The sequence below is a fragment of the Pseudomonas sp. ADPe genome (assembly GCF_014843515.1).
In the GTDB taxonomy this organism is placed as follows: Bacteria; Pseudomonadota; Gammaproteobacteria; order Pseudomonadales; family Pseudomonadaceae; genus Pseudomonas; species Pseudomonas citronellolis.
The window spans coordinates 7,060,709-7,079,717 of the sequence record NZ_CP062122.1; the positions used below are offsets into that span (position 1 = coordinate 7,060,709).

The 19,009-nt window shown below is 69.1% G+C and carries 19 protein-coding genes and 1 riboswitch; of the genes, 9 read left to right on the forward strand and 10 right to left on the reverse strand.

Features of this window, described 5'->3' with window-relative positions; all coding sequences use genetic code 11:
• Positions 1–39 precede the first annotated feature (39 nt).
• Positions 40–1,323, forward strand: a complete 1,284-nt coding sequence (eno, locus tag IG194_RS31790; RefSeq protein WP_058489992.1) for a phosphopyruvate hydratase — start codon at positions 40–42, stop codon at positions 1,321–1,323.
• Positions 1,324–1,370: 47 nt separating this feature from the next.
• Positions 1,371–2,453 (forward strand): cell division protein ZapE, encoded by a 1,083-nt coding sequence (zapE, locus tag IG194_RS31795; RefSeq protein WP_058489993.1) that lies wholly within the window; start codon positions 1,371–1,373, stop codon positions 2,451–2,453.
• Positions 2,454–3,058: 605 nt separating this feature from the next.
• Here the strand turns inward: zapE and IG194_RS31800 are convergent.
• The 5 genes from IG194_RS31800 to IG194_RS31820 form a co-directional block, all read right to left on the reverse strand.
• Positions 3,059–3,685, reverse strand: a complete 627-nt coding sequence (locus IG194_RS31800) for a histidine phosphatase family protein (RefSeq protein WP_058489994.1) — start codon at positions 3,683–3,685, stop codon at positions 3,059–3,061.
• A gap of 20 nt (positions 3,686–3,705) precedes the next feature.
• Positions 3,706–4,176, reverse strand: coding sequence for an HAD family hydrolase (locus IG194_RS31805; RefSeq protein WP_058489995.1), 471 nt, complete (start codon positions 4,174–4,176; stop codon positions 3,706–3,708).
• 21 nt (positions 4,177–4,197) lie between these two features.
• Positions 4,198–4,617 carry a universal stress protein gene (locus IG194_RS31810; protein ID WP_009622637.1) on the reverse strand — a complete coding sequence of 140 codons (420 nt, stop codon included), beginning with the start codon at positions 4,615–4,617 and terminating at the stop codon, positions 4,198–4,200.
• Positions 4,614–5,855, reverse strand: a complete 1,242-nt coding sequence (locus IG194_RS31815; RefSeq protein ID WP_058489996.1) for a cation:proton antiporter — start codon at positions 5,853–5,855, stop codon at positions 4,614–4,616. Before IG194_RS31815 ends, IG194_RS31810 begins: the two co-directional genes overlap by 4 nt.
• A gap of 136 nt (positions 5,856–5,991) precedes the next feature.
• A riboswitch (Fluoride riboswitch) is annotated at positions 5,992–6,053 on the reverse strand.
• A 32-nt stretch (positions 6,054–6,085) separates the two neighbouring features.
• Entirely contained in the window at positions 6,086–6,502 is a 417-nt protein-coding gene (locus IG194_RS31820) for a hypothetical protein (RefSeq protein WP_009622640.1), read from the reverse strand.
• Between the two features lie 363 nt (positions 6,503–6,865).
• Between IG194_RS31820 and IG194_RS31825 the strand changes: the two genes are divergently transcribed.
• On the forward strand, positions 6,866–7,123 hold the full coding sequence (locus IG194_RS31825; RefSeq protein ID WP_052267646.1) for a hypothetical protein: 258 nt from the start codon (positions 6,866–6,868) through the stop codon (positions 7,121–7,123).
• 51 nt (positions 7,124–7,174) lie between these two features.
• Here the strand turns inward: IG194_RS31825 and IG194_RS33215 are convergent, their stop codons facing one another.
• Positions 7,175–7,927: a CatB-related O-acetyltransferase gene (locus IG194_RS33215; protein ID WP_058489997.1), complete on the reverse strand. Its 753-nt coding sequence runs from the start codon at positions 7,925–7,927 to the stop codon at positions 7,175–7,177.
• 561 nt (positions 7,928–8,488) lie between these two features.
• Here IG194_RS33215 and IG194_RS31835 point away from each other — a divergent pair.
• Positions 8,489–8,752 (forward strand): hypothetical protein, encoded by a 264-nt coding sequence (locus tag IG194_RS31835; RefSeq protein WP_058489998.1) that lies wholly within the window; start codon positions 8,489–8,491, stop codon positions 8,750–8,752.
• On the opposite strand, the gene IG194_RS31840 is transcribed toward IG194_RS31835, so the two are convergent.
• Positions 8,749–9,852 carry a WD40/YVTN/BNR-like repeat-containing protein gene (locus tag IG194_RS31840; RefSeq protein WP_058489999.1) on the reverse strand — a complete coding sequence of 368 codons (1,104 nt, stop codon included), beginning with the start codon at positions 9,850–9,852 and terminating at the stop codon, positions 8,749–8,751. The two genes, IG194_RS31835 and IG194_RS31840, sit on opposite strands and share 4 nt — an antisense overlap.
• 17 nt (positions 9,853–9,869) lie before the next feature.
• Positions 9,870–10,139: a MoaD/ThiS family protein gene (locus tag IG194_RS31845; RefSeq protein WP_058072220.1), complete on the reverse strand. Its 270-nt coding sequence runs from the start codon at positions 10,137–10,139 to the stop codon at positions 9,870–9,872.
• A gap of 176 nt (positions 10,140–10,315) precedes the next feature.
• Here IG194_RS31845 and IG194_RS31850 point away from each other — a divergent pair, with 176 nt between their 5' ends.
• The 3 genes from IG194_RS31850 to IG194_RS31860 all read left to right on the forward strand — a co-directional run bounded on the left by IG194_RS31850 (position 10,316) and on the right by IG194_RS31860 (position 13,574).
• On the forward strand, positions 10,316–10,501 hold the full coding sequence (locus IG194_RS31850; RefSeq protein ID WP_043271801.1) for a hypothetical protein: 186 nt from the start codon (positions 10,316–10,318) through the stop codon (positions 10,499–10,501).
• A 151-nt stretch (positions 10,502–10,652) separates the two neighbouring features.
• Positions 10,653–12,017 (forward strand): glutamine synthetase family protein, encoded by a 1,365-nt coding sequence (locus IG194_RS31855; protein ID WP_058490000.1) that lies wholly within the window; start codon positions 10,653–10,655, stop codon positions 12,015–12,017.
• Between the two features lie 243 nt (positions 12,018–12,260).
• Complete coding sequence (locus tag IG194_RS31860) at positions 12,261–13,574, forward strand: NAD(P)/FAD-dependent oxidoreductase (protein WP_058490001.1); 1,314 nt, start codon at positions 12,261–12,263, stop codon at positions 13,572–13,574.
• Between the two features lie 670 nt (positions 13,575–14,244).
• Here IG194_RS31860 and IG194_RS31865 read toward each other — a convergent pair.
• Positions 14,245–15,150 (reverse strand): CobW family GTP-binding protein, encoded by a 906-nt coding sequence (locus IG194_RS31865; RefSeq protein ID WP_058490002.1) that lies wholly within the window; start codon positions 15,148–15,150, stop codon positions 14,245–14,247.
• The gene (locus IG194_RS31870) at positions 15,147–16,892 is read right to left on the reverse strand and encodes an amidohydrolase (protein WP_058490003.1); all 1,746 of its coding nucleotides are present in this window, start codon (positions 16,890–16,892) and stop codon (positions 15,147–15,149) included. The genes IG194_RS31865 and IG194_RS31870 overlap by 4 nt, the downstream gene beginning before the upstream one ends.
• 103 nt (positions 16,893–16,995) lie before the next feature.
• Between IG194_RS31870 and IG194_RS31875 the strand changes: the two genes are divergently transcribed.
• On the forward strand, positions 16,996–18,039 hold the full coding sequence (locus IG194_RS31875) for a helix-turn-helix transcriptional regulator (RefSeq protein ID WP_043271806.1): 1,044 nt from the start codon (positions 16,996–16,998) through the stop codon (positions 18,037–18,039).
• Positions 18,040–18,043: 4 nt separating this feature from the next.
• Complete coding sequence (locus tag IG194_RS31880; protein WP_009622667.1) at positions 18,044–18,973, forward strand: LysR substrate-binding domain-containing protein; 930 nt, start codon at positions 18,044–18,046, stop codon at positions 18,971–18,973.
• Positions 18,974–19,009 lie beyond the last annotated feature (36 nt).

Sequence of the window (19,009 nt, forward strand, 5' to 3'; positions counted from 1 at the left end):
CACCCCGCGTAAGCATTCGAACGACCGAAGGAGAGCGGCATGGCCGTATTCATCAAGCAGATAGACGCCCGGGAAATCCTCGACTCAAGGGGCAACCCGACGGTGGAAGTGGACGTGACCCTGGAAGACGGCGCCCAGGGACGCGCCTCGGTGCCTTCGGGCGCCTCCACCGGCAAGCACGAGGCGGTGGAACTGCGCGACTGCGACCCCGCGCGCTACGCGGGCAAGGGTGTGCTGCGCGCGGTGCACAACATCCGTAGCGAGATCGCCCCGCTGCTGCGCGGCCACGACGCCAGCGAGCAGACGGCCATCGACCTGGCGATGCTGCAGTGCGACGGCACGCCGAACAAATCACGCCTGGGCAGCAACGCCATCCTCGGCGTCAGCCTGGCAGTGGCCCGCGCGGCGGCGGCCGCCAGCGGCATGCCGTTGTTCCGCTACCTCGGCGGCGAGCAGGCCACGCGCATGCCGGTGCCCATGTTCAACGTGCTCAACGGCGGCGTGCACGCCCACTGGCAAGGCACGGACTTCCAGGAGTTCATGATCGTCCCTTCCGGCGCCGGCAGCTTTCGCGAGGCGCTGCGCTGGGGCGCGGAAATCTACCGGCACCTGCGCACCCTGCTGGAGGCCAGGGGTTTCTCCACCTCGGTGGGCGACGAAGGCGGCTTCGCCCCGCCGCTGAAGTACAACGCCGAGGCCCTGGACCTGCTGATGAAAGCCATCGAGGCCGCCGGCTACCACCCCGGCGAGCAGGTCCAGCTGGCCATCGACCCGGCGCCCAGCGCCCTCTACGAGAACGGCTTCTACCGCCTGCATTCCGAAGGCCGCCTGCTGGACGCCGACGAGATGATCGGGCTGTACGCCGACTGGGTGCAGCGCTACCCCATAGTGGTGCTGGAGGACGGCCTGGCGGAAGACGACTGGGAGGGCTGGAAGCGCCTGACCGCGGCGCTCGGCCAGCGCATCGAACTGGTCGGCGACGACCTCTTCGTGACCAGCGCCGAACGCATCCGCCGCGGCATCCTCGAACACACCGCCAACGCCGTGCTGATCAAGCCCAACCAGATCGGCACCCTCAGCGAAACCCGCACCACCGTGCTGCTGGCCCACAACAACGGCTGGGGCGCGATGGTCTCGCACCGCAGCGGCGAGACCGTCGACAGCTTCATCGCCGACCTCACCGTGGCCTTCGGCACCGGCCACCTGAAGGCCGGCGCGCCCTGCCGCGGCGAGCGGGTGGAGAAGTACAACCAGTTGCTGCGCATCGAGGAAATGCTCGGCGGCACCGCCCACTACGCCGGTCGCCAGGCCTTCGTCCACTGAACGGCCGGGGCGCCTCGCGCCCCGCGCCACTCGCGCAGAGGTGAAGCATGAGCGCCGCCGACCGTCTGGCCGCCCCGGAATCGATCGCCGAACGCATCCTCCGGCATTTCCGGGTGGCCCTGGAGGAGCGCGGCTACCGCGCCGACCCTCAGCAGCAATACGCCATCGAGCACCTGGCCAACTGGCTGGAAGGCTTCCTCCAGGGCCGCCATGGCTGGTTCCGCAAGCCGACCGCCGGCGTCTACCTGTGGGGCGACGTGGGCCGCGGCAAGAGCTTCGTGATGGACGCCTTCTTCGCCGCGGCCCCGCTGCAAGCCAAGCGCCGCGTGCACTTCCATGCCTTCCTGGATGAAGTGCAGGCACGCCTGCAGGCCTTCGCCGGCCAGCCCGACCCGCTGGCGAAGACCGCCCGGCGCATCGCCGCGGAAACCCGCCTGCTGTGCTTCGACGAATTCCACGTGCACGACATCGGCGACGCCATGCTGCTGGGGCCGACGCTGCAACAGCTGGTGGACCAGGGCGTCGGCCTGGTGTGCACCTCCAACTACCCGCCGTCCGGGCTGTGCGCGGACCCGCTGTACGGCGAGCGCTTCCGCCCGGTGGTCGAGCTGATCGAACAGCGCTTCGAGGTCCTGGCGCTGGACAAGGGCGAGGACTACCGGCGCCGGCTGACGCCACTGGACGCCTGGGGCAGCTACCTGTGGCCCGCCACGGCCGACGCCCCCGCGCCGCTGCGCGAGCGCTTCGGGCTGGGCCCGCAGGCCTGCTTCGACGAAGTGCTGCAGGTCAACCACCACCCGCTGCGCGTGCGCGCCCATGACGACGACCACGCCTGGCTCGACTTCGACGAACTGTTCGAACGCCCGCACTCGGCGGCCGACTACCTATGGCTGATCGAACGCTTCCCGTACCTGGCGGTGAGCGGCCTGGAACCACTGCAGAACTACCCCGACGACGTCGCCAGGCGCTTCCTGAACTTCATCGACATCGCCTACGACAAGCGCCTGAAACTGCAACTCTATGCCACGGTGCCGCTGGAGCGCCTGGCCAGCGGCGACATCACCCTGGACTTCGAGCGCACCCTCAGTCGCTTGCGGCAGATGACGCGGGTACGGCTGGCGGCGGTTTGAGTGAGGCCAGGCCTTCGCTGCGGGAAATGGTGCATTGGGTTGGCTCCGCCCCCTCACCCCAGCCCTCTCCCGGAGGGAGAGGGGGCCGTTTGGAGCGAGCGGAGACTTCGGAGTCATCCTGATACTGTGCCGTTGGCCGTGCCACCGGGATGTCCGGCGTGGCCGACGAATCCAATCGCGGACGGAGTCCGCTCCTACGCCCGAGGTTCCCTGGAACCGCCGAGGTGCTCTTCGTAGGAGCGAGCTTGCTCGCGAACGGTGCTCACCTGCGGCTACGGTGTTTTGGCTGGACGCCTTTCCCTCTCCCTAACCCTCTCCCTGAAGGGAGAGGGGACCGTTGGGCAGGGTCTGATGTTCTGGAGTCAGCCGGCTGGCACCGTGCTTTCTGGTTGAAACCATACCTTCTCTCGGCACGGACTAGCCCCCTCTCCCTTCAGGGAGAGGGTTGGGGAGAGGGGCTCTTAAACCCGGCACCTACGCCACCGGCGAGCACCGTTCGCGAGCAAGCTCGCTCCTACGAAAAGCCATGTTTCCTGGAACCGTAGGAGCGGACTCCGTCGCGATCATCCGTCGTTGAAAACGGCCTCCCCTTCAGCCTTCAGCCTTCAGCCTTCAGCCTTCAGCCCAACCAGATGATAGGTCTCATTGATCCGATACAACGTAAACACGTCATCCTCAACGCCAATCTCATTGACGCAACAAGGCTCCTGCTTCAACCGCCAATACCGCGCCAACGGCAACCCCAACGCCTGCAGTAGCAGAACCCGATTGATACTGTCATGCCCCACCAACACCAATGTCTGCCCACCGTGACGCCGCAACACCTCGCGCAACACACGGGTACCCCGGGCCAGCACGTCGGCCAGGCTCTCGCCATCGGGGATGGCCGCCAGGTCCGGCGCCTCCAGCCAGGTGCGGTGTTCTTCCGGCCAGCGGGCGCGGACTTCGTCGTGGGTCAGGCCCTGCCACTGGCCGTAGTCGGTGTCGGCCAGTCCTTCCAGCGCCTGGGCCGGGGCGCCGGTGGCCTGGGCGATGGCAGCGCCGGTGTCGATGCAGCGCGACAGCGGGCTGGTGTAGATCGCCACCGGCTGCCAGCTTTCGGCTATACGCCGGGCCACCGCCTCGGCCTGGCGCCGGCCCAGGGCCGACAACGGCAGTTCGGCGCGGCCGCGGAAGCGTTCCGGGGCGATCCAGTCCACGTGGCCGTGGCGGGTCAGAATGATCCTTGTCATCTTCCTGCTCCTTCGAAGGTTCAGCAGCGCAGGCTGGCGATGATGCGCTGCGGGTGGGTCAGCATATCCAGGGCCGAGAGTATGTCCAGCGCCACCAGGTCCGCCGAGCCGATGGCCACCGAGGACGCGCCCTCCGGGCCGATCACCGCGATGCCCAGGGCCGACTGCTGCAGCATGTAGCGGTCGTTGCTGCCATTGCCGATGGCCACCACGCCGTGCAGGCCCAGGGTGCGCAGGTAGTCCTCCTTGGAGATGGCCTGGTCCTTCTCCGACAGCACCAGCAGGTTGACGTCCAGCGCCGCCAGTTCCGCCTCGGCGCTGCCGAAGGTGTCGCCGGTGACCACGTGCAGCGCCAGCTTGCGGCCCAGAACCTCCAGGCGCTCGGCCACCCCGTCGATCAGCCGGCCATCCACCGCCAGGGTGCCGTTGTAGTCACAGATCATGTGTTTCAACTGCAAGCTCCCCAGCCCGGGAATGTCGATCTGCAGCATGTCGCTTCCTCCCCTGCCCGCTCAGCCGCGGATGACCGTGACCGCGCAGGGCGCGTGGTCGATCACCTGGCGCGCCACCGAGCCCAGCAGCCAACGCTCGAAGCCCGAGTGGCCGCGGTGGCCGATGACGATGTGGTCGATGTGGTGCTCCTCGGCGTAGCGCACGATCTGCTCGGCCGGGCGGCCCACCGAGACGTGGGTGGTCGGCCGTTCCTCGACCGGCAGGCGGCTGTAGCCCAGCAGCTTGAAGGCGTGGTGGAAATGCGCGCGGGAGCGCTCGATCACCGCCTCGGTCTCCACCTCGTCGCCGAACTCCGGCGGCTGCGCCACCGAGAGGATGTGCAGGCCGGCGCCGAAACGTTCGGCCAGCTCGTTGGCGAAGTTCAGGGCCAGCTCCGCCGCGGTGGAGGCGTCGTAGGCCACCAGGATGCGCTTGATCATGCTTCACCTCCTCTGCGCCGCGTCTGCGGGCGCAAGTCGTCGTGGCGCGCGGGCTCCGCCGGCGGCTTGGCGCCCTCCTCCGCTTCCCCCTTGGGCAGCAGGTGCCGGGGCAGGAAGAAGGCGTTGGCGATCAGCGTCGGCACCACGGCGCTGCCGATCACCGCGGCCACCAGCGCCGAATACTGGCCCTGGTCGATCAGCCCGTGGGCCAGGCCGAACAGCGCCGAGATGGTGCCGAAGGTCAGCCCGGTGGACATCAGCAGCGTGGTGTAGGCCCCCTCCCGGCGCGGCGAGCCGTAGACCAGGCAGGTGGGGTACACGCCCACCAGCTTGCTGAGCATCTTCACCAGCAACAGCAGCACGAAGGCCGCGGGCGCGGCGGCCAGGGCCGGCAGCGACACCAGCGAACCGGCGCGGATGAAGTAGAACGGCGTCAGCAGGCCGAAGGTCAGGGTGCGCAGGCGGCGGATCAGCGCGTGGTCCTTGCCCACGGTGCCGGCCAGCACCATGCCGATCAGGTAGGCCGGCAGCACCGCCTCGCTGCCGGCCCAGGTCGCCGCCGCGCCCAGGCCGAACAGGCAGAGCATGAGGAACTTGGCCTCCAGTTCCGACGGCCGGCCGCCGAAGCGGCGGAAGAAGCGCGGGGTGAGCCACGGCAGCAGCAGCGCGGCCAGGACCAGGGCCCCGGCGAAACCGGCGGTCTTCAGGGTGAAGGGGGCGAAGATCAGCCCCAGGGCGATCACCGTGGCCAGGTCGTTGACGAAGCAGGCGGCCAGCACGATCTTGCCGTACTCGCTGGTGTTCAGCCCCAGCTCCAGCATCACCGCGTAGACCACCGCCACCGAGGTGGTGGACATGGCGATGCCGGCCAGCCAACTGGCCTGCGTGTTCCAGCCCAGGCCCCAGTACGCCAGCGCCGCGCAGCCGAGGAAGGGCACCACGAAGCCGACCAGGCCGATGACCGTGGCCTGCTTCCAGTGCGCGCGGAACACCTTCGGGTCCAGCTCGGCGCCGGCCAGGAAGGTCAGCAGGATGGCCCCGGCGCCGGAGAGGAACTTGATCCAGCTGGCGTCGCCCTGCAGCACCGCCATGCCCAGCAGCGCGCCGATGATCAGCTGGGCGATGGTCCCCACGACGATTTCCGACAATGCCGTGGCGATGCGCAGGAAGATCGACACCAGCGTCGCCAGCAGCGCCAGCCCCAGCCACAGGGCGGCCTGGGCCCAGATCTCAGTCATGGCGGCGGCTCCGCTGAAGCCGGGGGACGGCGCGGTGCGCAAGAGAAAAAGCGGCGGAACGGGATGGGTTGGGCATGTTCGCTGTCCACGGGCAAACCATGGACAGCAGAACAATGCCTACGCCGCCCATGAAGGGTTATGCGTAGGCATCATCAGCCGGGGGGCGGTTAGAGGAGGAATGCCATCTCCTGCCTAACGACATTAGCAAAGCCTTGGGAAAATGCACGCCCCTAGTGGCTGCCGCCGAGCAGGTCGAAGGAGTCGAGCAGGCGCCAGGCGATTTCCGGGGTGCGTTCCAGGCCCCGGCGGATGGCCGCGGGGATGGCCTGGCGGGTCTTGCGGCACAGGCCGGGCTGCGCGGCGATGCGGATGTCCAGGCCGCGCATGCTGCGCACCTCGTTGAAGCCGGGAGCGATGCTCAGGCGCAGGCCGAGCTGTTCGTACATGCGCTGCTGCATGTGCTGCAGGTCGGCCAGGTCCTTGAGCTGTTCCAGGCGCTGCACCAGGCGCTGCTCTTCCTGGCGGGTGAGCAGGAGGATGCGGATGTCGCCGTGGGGCTCGGCCAGCAGCGCCTCGCGCCCGCAATCGCAGGCGCCCGGCGGGCAGGGTTGGCGGAGGGGGAGCTGGCCGTTCATGGCGTCGAGCATAGCGATTCGGCCGGCTCCGCGCCGCTACCCTTCGTGAAAATTCCCACGCTGAAATCGCCTTGAGGTCCTACGAGGGCGCTGGATAGATTCCGCCCTGCCGCAGCGTTGCTGTGGTCGGGGGTAGGATCCCGTTGGTATGAGGAGTGGTGCGTCATGTCGCGAGTACAAGTGATCCATCGCCGTCTGTATTCGCGTTCCGTGGCGGACCGTGCGGGGAGGCTTCGGCCTGCCGTTTTCCTCATACCGGTGATCCTACCCCCGTACGGTCCGCCTCCCTTTTCCGGGAGGCGGCTCTTGATCCCGCTCAGGAGCAATGGAACATGCACTATCCGTACTTCGCCCTCCACACCCTGGAGGCGCACCATGACTGACCTGCAACCCGTCACCACCCTCTCGCAACCCCACGACGACGTGCTGTTCGTCGACGCCAGCGCCCCCGCCGAGCATCTGTACGAGGCCGCCGAGCGTCGCCTGATAGCCCTGGAAGACCTGCTCTGCCTGCTGGCGGACTGCCCCGACGAAATGCCGCTGGTACAAGGCCAGGCCCGCCTGGTCTCGGCCCTGCTGCCGATGGCGGCGGAAGCGCGGCAACTCTACCGACTGGCCCAGAGCCGGAGCTGAGCGCCCCTGGGCGCTTGCGTGCGGGGCGGCGCAGCAGTGCCGCCCCGCGCTTCACGGGCTGACCGGCCCCTCGGACAGCAGGCGGCAGCCCTGGCGGCGGATTTCGATGTTCGGATAGATCGGCGGCCGCGCCTCGCCGCTGGCCCGCAAGGCCTCCACACGCTCCAACGCCTCTTCGATGCGCTGCAACGGCAACGCGGCGATCTGCGCCGGCGCCAGATCCCACCAGCGGCTGGCCTGCAGGCGCTCGCAGATGTCCGGCGGGAAGCGGTAGCGCACCACCTTAGCCGGCGAGCCGGCGACGATGGCGTAGGGCGGCACGTCGCGGGTCACCACGGACATGGCGGCCACCACGGCGCCGTCGTGGATCTTCACCCCGCTCATCACCACTGCGCCCTCGCCGATGAAGGCGTCGTTGCCGATCCAGGTGTCGGCGTCGGTGTCTTCGTAGCGCTGGCGCGGCGTGTCGTAGCGGTCGAACACGCCCGGCTCGTACTGCACCGAGCTGGTGCTCAGCCAGTCCATCGGGTGCGCCCGGGCGGCTAGGCCGATGCGGCAGAGCTGGCCGGTGGAGCTGAAGCGGCCGATGTGCGAAATACGGTGGAAGCTGGTGGCGCGGATGGTGGAAAAGGCGCCGATGTGCATCTCGTCCCGGTAGATCTTGAACTCCGCCTCGCCGATGCTGCCCGGCGCCTCGACCAGCAGGCGCTTGCCGCGCCCCAGGCGGCTGACGCCGCTGCGGAATTCGATGTCGTAGCCTTCCAGCCAGTGCTTCCAGTGACTGTTGCGCCAACGCTTCAACATGGGGTCCGTGATCCTTTGTATGTTTTCCGATACGGACCTCTGACAGGTGGGATGCGGGCAAGGTTCGGTTGAAGTGAATTGCGTAGGTGTGAGGTGTTTTTTCGTAGGGGCGAGCTTGCTCGCGAACAGTGCTCACCTGTGGCTGCAGTGTTTTGGCTGGACGACGTTCCCTCTCCCTAACCCTCGGCTGCGCGCCCCGCCCTGAAGGGAGAGGGGACCGTTCGGAGCGGTCCGGTTTTCCCGAGTCAGCCGGCAAGCACGGTAGTTTCCGGCTGAAACCATTCCTTATCTCGGCACGGACTGCCCCCTCTCCCTTCAGGGCGGGGCGCGCAGCCGAGGGCTGGGGAGAGGGGGCCGTGGTCAAGCCCATGCAGCGAAGTGGCCGGTTCACGCCGTTCGCGAGCAAGCTCGCTCCTACGAAAAGCGGCACCGCGACCCGGCGCACCAGTGGCTGCGGGAGTTCATCGCCGCTGCTGTGTGACGGCCTACCGCTCGGCCGGCCGCCGCCGCCGACGCCGCCAGCGGCGTAGGCTGGTGCGAGAACAAGAGGAGGATACGAGCATGCGGCACCACAGCCACCCGGATTTCCACCTGCACGAGGCGCGCCGCGCCATGCTGTTGCGCTGGGCGCAGATGGCGCAATGGTTCGGCCTGGTGATGATCCTGCTGACCATCGGCCTGGCGGCCCTGGGCGACAGCCTGGAAGACCCCACCGGCACCAGCATCATCACCCTGTGCGGCGCCTTGGGCCTGGCGGCGCTGATCCCGGCGCGGATGATCCTGGCGCATTACCAGAAGCAGGACGAGCGCGACGGGCAGACCTAGCCGAAGCGCACGCAGTAGATCGGCGGCAGGTGCGCGGACAGGCATTCCCAGCGCTCGCCGCCGTCCTCCGACAGCCACAGGCCGCCGGTGGTCGAGCCCATGGCCAGGCGCTCGCCGTCGTCGTCCACGGCCAGGCCGTGGCGGTACACCAGGTCGTAGCACGGGCCCTGGGGCAGGCCGTGGTCCAGGGCCTGGAAGCTCTGGCCGCCATCCTCCGTGCGGTTGACCAAGAATCGCCCGGCCACCGGGATGCGGCAGATATCCTTCGTCGCCGGGACGAACCAGGCGGTGTCCGGCCGCGTGGGGTGCACGGCCACGGCGAAGCCGAAGCTGGACGGTTGCGCCGGCACGTCGCGCCAGTTGGCGCCGCCATCGCTGGAAACGAAGATGCCGTTGTGGTGCTGCACCCACAGCCGGTCCGGCCGCGCCGGGCAGTGCACCAGGCGGTGCGGGTCCTGGATGGCGCCCTCCTCGCGCAGTTCCGGCGGCATGTAGTCGGCGTACATGCCGGCAGTGGTGTTGCGCCAGCTGGCGCCTTCGTCGTGGCTCTGCCAGACGCCGCCGCAGGACACCCCGACGGTGAGGTGGCGGCTGTCGCGCGGGTCGACGCTGATGGAATGGATGCCCGGCCAGTCGTAGCCGCCGCCGAACCAGCGGGCGCGCTCGGGGCGGTCCCACAGCGGGCGGTTGAGCGTCCAGCTGTCGCCATGGTCGTCGCTGCGGAACAGGCCGCCGGGGATGGTCCCGGCCCAGAGGGTGCCGGCCTGGTCGGTGCCGCCGGTCTCCAGGCACCAGATCAGCTGCAGGCTCCAGGGCGCCTGCGGGGCCTCGCCTTCGGCCGGCGTGGGCAGCGGGTCCGGCTGCGGCGGGTAGACCGGCACCGCGCATTCCTGCCAGTCGCCGCCGCTGGGCTTGCGCCACAGCTTGCAGCCGAAGTGGCCGAGGTCCAGGGCGGCGTAGAGGGTGTCGTCGCGGGGGTCGGCCAGCACCATGTTCACCGGCTCGCCGAGGAAGTCCTGGCCCGCCTCGTGCCAGGTGCCGCGATCCTGCAGGAAACTGAACAGGCCCTTGCGCGTGGCCACCAGCAATCGGTCTTCCATCTGCCCTCCTCCGGGTTTCAGCCGCCGGACAGCGCCTGCACCACGTATACCTCGCTGTCGTCCGCCACCACGTCGCCCAGCCCCCGGCGGTCGCGCAGGCGCAGGCCGTCGATGAACACGGTGACGTGCCGGCGCAGGCCGCCCTGGTCGTCCAGCAGGTAGCCGCGCAGGCGCGGATGCCGGGCGAACACGCCCTCCAGCAGGCCGCCGAGGGTGGCGCCGGGCAGGTCCTGCTCGGGCACTTCGACGTGGCGCTGGATGGACGGGGCGAAGACGATATGGGCCATGGGCTGCGCGGCGTGACGGGTTTCGCTCAGTTTAGGCGGCAGGGCCGGCGCCGGTGGCGCGGATCGACCGGGCGGCAATCAGTTTCGATTTCGCTCAAGTGAGTTCAACTAGATTCACATTTAAAGCACCCATCGCCTGTGCGAGTCTGCCGGCATCGTCCCCCACGCAGCCACCCATGCATCTTCTGCAACAGCACTTCGCCGCCGCCAGCGCCTCCGCCTCCCAGGCAGAGCCCCTGCGCCTGCCGCGCGAACGCTGCCGCTGGCTGCGCCTGCAACCCCTCTCGCTGCCGCTGGAGCTGGCCTTCTGGGCGCTCTGGCACTGCCGCCACGCGCGTCCACCGGATAGCGCCGCACGCTGACGGGCGCCCCGCGCCCATCCCTTTGCTGGAACTACGCTGAACGCAGGCGCCCGACGCTGCGCGAGCTGGCGTAGCCATTGCATCGCCTGCCCCGCCGCAGCCCGGCCGCGCAGGCCATCAGCGCGCCCATTGGCGCTATGCGAGAACACCAATGAAATTCGCCCCCGTGCAAGAGGCCCAGGCCTTCCTGGCCGCCAACCCCGACATCGAGATGGTCGAGCTGTTCATCCTCGACGCCAACGGCGTGCCCCGCGGCAAGCTGCTGCACCGCGAGGAACTGCTGGCGGTCTACGAGTCCGGCCGGCCCTTGCCGAGCACCATTCTCGGCCTGACCCTGCACGGCGACGACGTGGAGGATTCCGGGCTGGTGTGGGACGTCGGCGACATCGACTGCCGCGCCTACCCGCTGGCCGGCAGCCTGGTGCGCCTACCCTGGCGGCAGATTCCCAGCGCCGCCGTGCAGGTCAGCATGCACCCGGTCGAAGGCAAGCCGGCGGACATCGCCGACCCGCGCCACGTGCTGGTCAAGGTGATCGACGAACTGAAGGCCGCCGGCTACCACCCGGTGATGGCCTGCGAGCTGGAGTTCTACCTGCTGGACGCCAAGCGCGACGCCAACGGCCGCCCGCAGCCTGCGCTGGACGCCGACGGCGGCCGCCCGCGCTCCACCCAGGTCTACGGCCTGCGCGAACTGGAGCAGATCGAACCCTTCCTCGCCGACCTCTATGCCGCCTGCAAGGCCCAGGGCATCCCGGCGCGCACGGCCATTTCCGAATACGCGCCGGGCCAGGTGGAGATCACCCTGGAGCACGGCGACGCCCTCACCGCCATGGACCAGGCCGTGCGCTACAAGCGCCTGGTCAAGGGCGTGGCGCACAAGCATGGGATGCAGGCGTGCTTCATGGCCAAGCCGTTCGACGACCTGGCCGGCACCGGCATGCACATGCATGTGTCGCTGGCCGATGCCGCCGGGGCGAACCTGTTCGCCAGCGCAGAGCCGGCCGGCACGCCGCTGCTGCGCCAGGCGGTGGGCGGCATGCTCGCCAGCCTGCTCGACTCGCTGCTGCTGTTCTGCCCCAACGCCAACTCCTATCGACGCTTCCAGGCCAACAGCTACGCGCCCCTGGCGCCGACCTGGGGCTGCGACAACCGCACCGTCAGCCTGCGCGTGCCGGGCGGGCCGGCGCATACCCGGCACATCGAGCACCGCATCTGCGGGGCCGATGCCAATCCTTACCTGGCGGCGGCTGCGATTCTTGCCGGCATCCACCGCGGCATCCGCGAAGACATCGACCCGGGCGCGCCCGTCGAGGGCAACGGCTACGCCCAGGCCAAGGAACTGCTGCCCACCGACTGGCTGACCTCGCTGCGCGCGCTGGAACAGTCGAGCTGGGCGCGGGATGCGCTGGGGCGGGAGTTCCTGGGCGTGTACCTGAAGGTGAAGCAGGCGGAGTACCGGCAGTTCATGGGTGAGGTCGGGGAGCAGGATTGGCGGTGGTATCTGCATCAGGCTTGAGGCTTAAGGCTTGAGGCTTAAGGCTTGAGGCTTAAGGCTTGAGGCTTAAGGCTTGAGAGCCCCTCTCCCCAGCCCTCTCCCTGAAGGGAGAGGGAGCATCCGTGCCGAGATGGGAATCGTGCCCTCCGGAAACACCAGCGCAACCGGCTGAAACCGAATCAAAAGCCCGCTCCGATCCAGTCCCCTCTCCCTTCAGGGAGAGGGCTAGGGAGAGGGAAACCAGACAACAGGAAAAACACAAGAATGAACGCCGCACTGAAACCCGCCAAAGCCGCCCCCGAGCGCGCCCCTTCCTACTATTCCGCCAGTCTCGCCGTGGAAACCGACTACCCCACCCTGCAAGGCGAGGTGAACGTCGACATCGCCATCATCGGCGGCGGCTTCACCGGCGTGACCACCGCCGTGGAGCTGGCCGAGCGCGGCTACAAGGTGGCCATCGTCGAGACCAACAAGGTCGGCTGGGGCGCCAGCGGGCGCAATGGCGGCCAGGTCACCGGCAGCCTGTCCGGCGATTCGGCCATGCGCAAGCAGATGCAGCAGTGGCTGGGCAACGACGTCGATGACTTCATCTGGCGACTGCGCTGGCGCGGCCACGAGATCATCAAGAACCGCGTGGCGAAATACGGCATCGCCTGCGACCTCAAGTTCGGCCACCTGCACGCGGCCATGAAGCCGTCGCACATGGCCGAGCTGGAAGCCTCCTACGAAGAGGCCGTGCGCCGCGGCATGGGCGCCGAGGTCAGCCTGCTCGACGCCGCCGGCGTGCGCCAGCATCTGGAGAGCGACCTCTACTGCGGCGCCATCAAGAATATGCGCAACATGCACCTGCACCCGCTCAACCTGTGCATCGGCGAGGCCAAGGCCCTGGAGAGCCTGGGCGGGCTGATCTTCGAGCACTCCGAGGTGCTGGACATCGTCCACGGCCCGCGGCCGGCGGTGGTCACCACCGGCGGGCGGATCAACGCCGCCCAGGTGCTGCTGGCCGGCGACGTCTACCACAAGCTGGAACGCAAGCAGCTCAAGGGCATGATCTTCCCGGCCATGGGCGGCATCGTCACCACCAAGCCGCTGGGCGCGCTGGCCAAGCGCATCAACCCGCAGGACCTGGCCGTCTACGACTGCCGCTTCGTCCTCGACTACTACCGCCTGACCGCCGATGGCCGCCTGCTGTTCGGCGGCGGCGCCAACTACTCCGGGCGCGACTCGCGGGACATCGCCGGCGAACTGCGCCCGTGCATCGAACGCACCTTCCCGGCGCTCAAGGGCGTGGAGATCGAATTCCAGTGGAGCTGCGCCATGGGCATCGTGATGAACCGCATCCCGCAGCTGGGCAAGCTCTCGGACAACGTCTGGTACTGCCAGGGCTACTCCGGCCACGGCGTGGCCACCACCCACATCATGGGCGAGATCATGGCCACGGCCATGAGCGGCGACCTGGAGCAATTCGACACCTTCGCCCAGTGCAAGCACGTGAAAGTGCCCCTGGGCGACGTGTTCGGCAACCCGATGCTGGCGGCAGGGATGTGGTACTACCAGTTGCTGGAGAAATTCCGCTGAGCTTCGCGGCTCGAGCACGCACCCTGTAGCGGACCTTGTCCGCGATATCCGGACGTCCCGGCGCGATTCGCGGATGAGATCCGCTCCTACGCTGCCCCACCCACGCCATTCCATGTAGGAGCGCGCCCTGCGCGCGAAATCGCAGGCAGGGCCCGCTCCTACAGGTTGCCGGGAGGCACGGTATTCCTCCCCCCGTAGGAGCAGACCTTGTCCGCGATGGCCGGGCGTATCGGCGCGATTCGCGGATGAGATCCGCCTACGCTGCCCCACCCGCGCCATTCCCCTGTAGGAGCGCGCCCTGCGCGCGAAATCGCGGGCAGGGCCCGCTGGAGGCACGGTATCCCCCCCGTAGGAGCGGACCTTGTCCGCGATAGCCGGACGCCCCGGCGCGATTCGCGGATGAGATCCGCTCCTACGCTGCCCCACCCACGCCATTCCCATGTAGGAGCGCGCCCTGAGCGCGATTTCGCGGGCAGGGCCCGCTCCTACAGGTTGCCGGGAGGCACGGTATTCTTCCCCCGTAGGAGCGGACCTTGTCCGCGATGGCCGGGTATATCGGCGCGCTTCGCGGATGAGATCCACTCCTACGCTGCCCCACCCACGCCATTCCATGTAGGAGCGCGCCCTGCGCGCGATTTCGCGGGCAGGGCCCGCTACGAAGAGCCTCGCGTCAGGCGGCCAGGCACTGTTCCAGGCTGGCCTCCAGACGCTCGCGCAGTCCGGCAGCGGCGCTGGCGATGAAGACCAGGCAGTTGTCGCCCTCCTGCGCCTGTGCCGCCAGGAACTGGCTGCGGCCGCCGACGTATTGCAGCCACAGCGGCTGCTCGCGGCCGCTGACCTGCACCCGGCCCTTGAGGCGGAACAGGCCTTCCGGCAACTGATCGAGCCAGGCGCGCAGGCGCCGGGGGTCGAGCTGGCCGGCGTGGCGCCAGGTCCAGCTGTCGAACAGCCGGCTGTGATCGACACCCAGCGGCGCCAGGCGTTGCGCGCGCTCCGGGCGGTCGCCGTAGAGCAGCTCGTCGGGTATTTCCGCCTGCACCGTCTGCAGCATCCGCCGCGGCTCGCCGAAGCGCTGGCGCAGGGCCTGCAGTTGTTCCGGCGTCGCTATGTCGGCCTTGTTCAGCAGCAGCAGGTCGGCCGCGGCCGCCTGGCGGCGTTCCAGTTGCGCGTATTCGCCTTCCAGCGGCTGGCTGCGGGCCGCGTCCACCAGGGTGATGAGCGCGTCCAAGTGCATGTGCCTGCGCAGTTGCGGGTAGCCCAGGGCCTGGATGATCGGCTGCGGGTCGGCCACGCCGCTGCATTCGATGACGATGCGCTCCACCGGCGGCTGCATGGCGGCCAGGCGGCCGAGCTGGGCCAGCAGGTCGTCCTGCATGGTGCAGCACAGGCAGCCGTTCTGCAGGGCGTACACCGCGTCGCTCTGCTCGGCGATCATCTCGGCGTCCACGTTCAGCTCGCCGAAGTCGTTGACGATCAGCGCCAGGCGCTGCCCGGCGCACTGCCGCACCAGGCGGCGCAGAAGGGTGGTCTTGCCGGCGCCGAGGAAGCCGGCGACCACGGTCACCGGGATGCTCATCGGTCGTCCCTCATGATCTGCGGCACTTCGCCCTGCCACATCGCCTGCAGCGGACCGTCGAACACGCCCTGGCGGTCGTAGACCGGGCGGCCCTCGACGAAGGTCTGCTCGACCTGGGTGCGGTGGATGTAGCCGCGCGGCGGCTGGGCGAAGAGGTCGCGGTCCAGCACGATGAAGTCCGCCGACTTGCCGGCCTCGATGCTGCCGGTCAGGTGCTCCAGGCCCATGGCGTGGGCGCCGTTCAGCGTCACCACCTGCAGCGCCTGCTCCAGGCCGATGGGCTCGCCGAAGCAGGCCGGGTCGTCGTTCCAGGGGTTCTGCCGGGTGATCATGGTTTCCAGGGCCAGCCAGGGGTCGATGGAGGCCACCGGCCAGTCGGTGCCCATCACCGCAATGCCGCCGGCGGCGAGCACGCCCTTGTAGTCGTAGATGCGCCTCAGGCGCTCGGCGCCGTAGCCGGAGCGCGCGCCGCTGGCGAAGGGCGTGGGGTACCAGGCCGCCGGGGAAAATTCGGCGATCACTTCCAGCTCGCGGAAGCGCTTGAGGTTACCCGGGTGCAGGATGGTGCTATGCGCGCACTGGTGGCGGATGCCACTGAAACCGTTGCGCCGGCGCGCCTCGGCCACCGCGTCGAGGAACACGTCGGAGGCGCCGTCGCCGGTGCAGTGGGCGATCACGCGGATGCCGCGGCGGTCCATGTCCACCACCATGTCGGTGATGTGCTCGGGGGTCAGGTTGAGCTTGCCGCGCCAGCTGTCCTCGCCCGGCCAGGGGCTGATGAGGAACGACGAGCGCGGCTCCACGGTGCCGTCGAAGTGGAACTTCACGGCGTTGGCCGACAGCCGCGCGCTGCGGTAGTAGTGGCGCTCGCCGCTGAGCAGCTCCCAGCGCCGGCGCACCGGGAAGATGTCGTCCTGCCAGCTGATGGCCGCTTCCACGCGCAGGGTCAGCTGGCCGGCGTCGTCCAGTTCCTTGAGCGCCTGCAGGCGGCGTTCGCAGACGTGCACGTACTTGCTGGCGGTGACGCCGCGGGCGCTCTGGAAGTGCACGCCGTCGCGGTAGGCGCGGCGCAGCACCTCGATGGGGGTGGGCGGCATGGCGGCGTGGATCAGCGCGTAGGCGCCGTCGATCAGCAGGCCGTTGGGCTCGCCGGTCAGTTCGTCGCGCTCCAGGTAGCCGTTGCGCGGGTCGGGCGTGGCGGCATTGATGCCGGCCAGTTCGAGGGCGCGGGAGTTGACCATCATGGTCCCCCACATGCGGTCGAGCAGCGCCACCGGGCGGTCCGGCATGACGCTGTCGAGCCACTCGCGGCCCGGTTTCAGCCCGGCCTCGCGGAAGGTGTAGCGCACCCAGTACTGGCCATAGACCCAGCCATCGCCGGGGTGGCTGTCGGCGTAGGCGCGGATGGCCGCGGCCAGCTGCTCGGGGCTCGGGTCCTCGATGCCCACGTCCAGGTCGTCGGCGTAGCGCGGGGCCAGGGCCAGATCCGGGTGGGTGTGCATGTCGTGCAGGCCGGGCATGCAGAAGGCGCCGCCGAGGTCGTGCTGGCGGGTCTGCGGGCCGACCAGGTGCGCCAGGTCCTCGGCGCGGCCGACGGCGAGGAAGCGGCCGTCGCGGATGGCCACGGCCTCGGCCCAGGGCTGCGCCGGGTCGAGGGTGTAGAAGCGGCCGTTGCGCAGCAGCAGGTCGGCGTGGCGGTTGGCAGGCGAATGGGACGAACGGAATGTATCGGGCGCCGTCATGTCGGTGCTCCCCTTGTTGTTTTGCGCCGAGTATAGGGAGCTGCCAGAAGCCTTTGACTAGCATAAGATGACAACTCGCTAGCCTCAGATAACAAGCACGAGCATGCCCGACCAGCAGTCCGACATCGACTACGCCGCGCGCCAGCTGTACCAGCGCTTCCTCGAGGAATGGCAGGCCCGGCCCCGGCTGCCGCCGCTCGCGCCGCTGCTCGCGGGGCTTGGCGTGCCCGCTGCCGAGGCCGCCGCCAACATGACCTTCGCCCGCTACTACCGCCTGCTGCGCCAGGCCGCCGGGCTGCTCGGCGCCAGCGACTTCTTCCTGCGCCTGGGCCAGCGCTACAACCTGTTCGACCTGGGGGTGATCGGCTACGCGCTGATCAGCGCGGCCAACCTGCGGCGCTCCTGGGACATCTCCCTGGGCCAGCCCTCCAGCCTGCTGCCGCACCCCATCCACGTCACCCGCGAGGAACACGGCGAGCACCTGGTGCTGGCCCTGCAGGCGCCGCCCTACAGCCCCATGGAAACCCAGGCGCTGCTGGAGGAATGGTTCAGCAGCACCTGGCGCTGGCTGTGCCAGCGCCTGCCGGAGCTGGCCGAGTGCGCCGGCATGCAGGTGCGCCTGCCGTTCGCCGCGCCGCCCCACGCCGCGCTCTACGCCGAGCTGTTCCCCGGCCGCAGCGAGTTCGCCGCCAGCCGCGCCGAGCTGCGCATCCCGCGGGAATTCCACGAGCGCCCCTTCTCCACTTCCAACCCCTCGGTGCTGCGCCTGTGCCAGGCCCAGGGCGCGGCCACCCTGGCCAGCTTCGAGAGCGGCGAGGCGCTGCCCGACGACCTGCGCTTCTACCTGCTGCAGAACGCCCGGGTGCCGCTGCCGGACCTGGAGCAGGCCGCCGCGCACTTCCGCCTGCCGCCACACACCCTGCAGCGGCGCCTGCGCGCCCACGGGCTGACCTTCAAGGGCGTGGTCTACGAGGTGCGCATGGCCCTGGCCGAGCGCTACCTGCTGGCCAGCCGCATGAGCCTGCAGGAGATCGCCTTCCTGCTCGGCTACGAACACGTCACCAGCTTCCACCGCGCCTTCCTGCGCCACGCCGGGACCACCCCGGAAGGCTTCCGCCAGCGGCGCGCCCGCCCCCACCAGGAGTGAGCCCATGCGCTTCCCTTCGATGACCGCCCTGCGCGTGCTCGACGCCGTCGCCCGCCTGGGCAGCCTGTCCGCCGCCGCCAGCGAGCTGAGCCTGACCCGCAGCGCCGTGAGCCACCAGCTGCGCAGCCTGGAAGAATGCCTGGGCACCGCGCTGATCGAGAAATCCGGGCGCGGCATCGTGCTGACCTACCGCGGCGAGTACTTCGCCCGCGAGACGCAGCGCGCCCTGGGCATCCTCAACGAGGCGCGGCGCTTCACCGACGCCCAGGAGATCGCCGGGCGCCTGTGCGTGAGCTGCACCCCGGGCTTCGCCACCTACTGGCTGTGCCACCAGATCGGCAAGTTCCAGCGCGCCCACCCGCAGGTGGAGCTGAACCTGGTGTCGCCGCGGATTCCCGACGACGTCAGCAACCGCGACGTCGACCTGTTCATCGCCTACGGCGTGGGCGACTGGCCGGACCTGCGCGTGGAACTGATCGCCACCCTCGACACCTTCCCGGTGTGCAGCCCCTCGCTGCTCAACGCCGCCGGCGGGCTGGACTCGCCGGAGGACCTGGCCAATCTGCCGCTGCTGCACATGGTCGACCACTCCGACTGGCTGCTGTGGGCGGCGGCAGCCGGGGTGCGCGACCTCAACGTGCGCAACGGCATCGTCTTCTCCGACGCGCACCTGGTGCAGTCGGCGGCCATCGCCGGGCAAGGCGTAGCCATGGGCGACGCCCTGGTCAGCGGCGACGCCATGGCCAAGGGACAGCTGGTGCGGCTGTTCAACGTCTCCATCGAGCCGCCGAACCGCTACTACTTCGTCACCGACGCGGCCAAGAGCGAACGCCCCGACGTGCAGGCCTTCAAGGCCTGGATGAAGGCCGAGCTGCGGCTTTCCGAGCAGTTCCGCAAGGGCAGCCGCGGCGGCGTGATTGGTGAAGGAATTTGAACAATGACGGCGAAAAAACGCGATTGAAGCGCAGGA

Excerpts from the sequence above, each read along its gene's own strand:
- eno (WP_058489992.1), top strand. The coding sequence starts at position 40 with ATGGCCGTATTCATCAAGCAGATAGACGCCCGGGAAATCCTCGACTCA.
- zapE (WP_058489993.1), top strand. The coding sequence starts at position 1,371 with ATGAGCGCCGCCGACCGTCTGGCCGCCCCGGAATCGATCGCCGAACGC.
- IG194_RS31800 (WP_058489994.1), bottom strand. The coding sequence starts at position 3,685 with ATGACAAGGATCATTCTGACCCGCCACGGCCACGTGGACTGGATCGCC.
- IG194_RS31805 (WP_058489995.1), bottom strand. The coding sequence starts at position 4,176 with ATGCTGCAGATCGACATTCCCGGGCTGGGGAGCTTGCAGTTGAAACAC.
- IG194_RS31810 (WP_009622637.1), bottom strand. The coding sequence starts at position 4,617 with ATGATCAAGCGCATCCTGGTGGCCTACGACGCCTCCACCGCGGCGGAG.
- IG194_RS31815 (WP_058489996.1), bottom strand. The coding sequence starts at position 5,855 with ATGACTGAGATCTGGGCCCAGGCCGCCCTGTGGCTGGGGCTGGCGCTG.
- IG194_RS31820 (WP_009622640.1), bottom strand. The coding sequence starts at position 6,502 with ATGCTCGACGCCATGAACGGCCAGCTCCCCCTCCGCCAACCCTGCCCG.
- IG194_RS31825 (WP_052267646.1), top strand. The coding sequence starts at position 6,866 with ATGACTGACCTGCAACCCGTCACCACCCTCTCGCAACCCCACGACGAC.
- IG194_RS33215 (WP_058489997.1), bottom strand. The coding sequence starts at position 7,927 with ATGTTGAAGCGTTGGCGCAACAGTCACTGGAAGCACTGGCTGGAAGGC.
- IG194_RS31835 (WP_058489998.1), top strand. The coding sequence starts at position 8,489 with ATGCGGCACCACAGCCACCCGGATTTCCACCTGCACGAGGCGCGCCGC.
- IG194_RS31840 (WP_058489999.1), bottom strand. The coding sequence starts at position 9,852 with ATGGAAGACCGATTGCTGGTGGCCACGCGCAAGGGCCTGTTCAGTTTC.
- IG194_RS31845 (WP_058072220.1), bottom strand. The coding sequence starts at position 10,139 with ATGGCCCATATCGTCTTCGCCCCGTCCATCCAGCGCCACGTCGAAGTG.
- IG194_RS31850 (WP_043271801.1), top strand. The coding sequence starts at position 10,316 with ATGCATCTTCTGCAACAGCACTTCGCCGCCGCCAGCGCCTCCGCCTCC.
- IG194_RS31855 (WP_058490000.1), top strand. The coding sequence starts at position 10,653 with ATGAAATTCGCCCCCGTGCAAGAGGCCCAGGCCTTCCTGGCCGCCAAC.
- IG194_RS31860 (WP_058490001.1), top strand. The coding sequence starts at position 12,261 with ATGAACGCCGCACTGAAACCCGCCAAAGCCGCCCCCGAGCGCGCCCCT.
- IG194_RS31865 (WP_058490002.1), bottom strand. The coding sequence starts at position 15,150 with ATGAGCATCCCGGTGACCGTGGTCGCCGGCTTCCTCGGCGCCGGCAAG.
- IG194_RS31870 (WP_058490003.1), bottom strand. The coding sequence starts at position 16,892 with ATGACGGCGCCCGATACATTCCGTTCGTCCCATTCGCCTGCCAACCGC.
- IG194_RS31875 (WP_043271806.1), top strand. The coding sequence starts at position 16,996 with ATGCCCGACCAGCAGTCCGACATCGACTACGCCGCGCGCCAGCTGTAC.
- IG194_RS31880 (WP_009622667.1), top strand. The coding sequence starts at position 18,044 with ATGCGCTTCCCTTCGATGACCGCCCTGCGCGTGCTCGACGCCGTCGCC.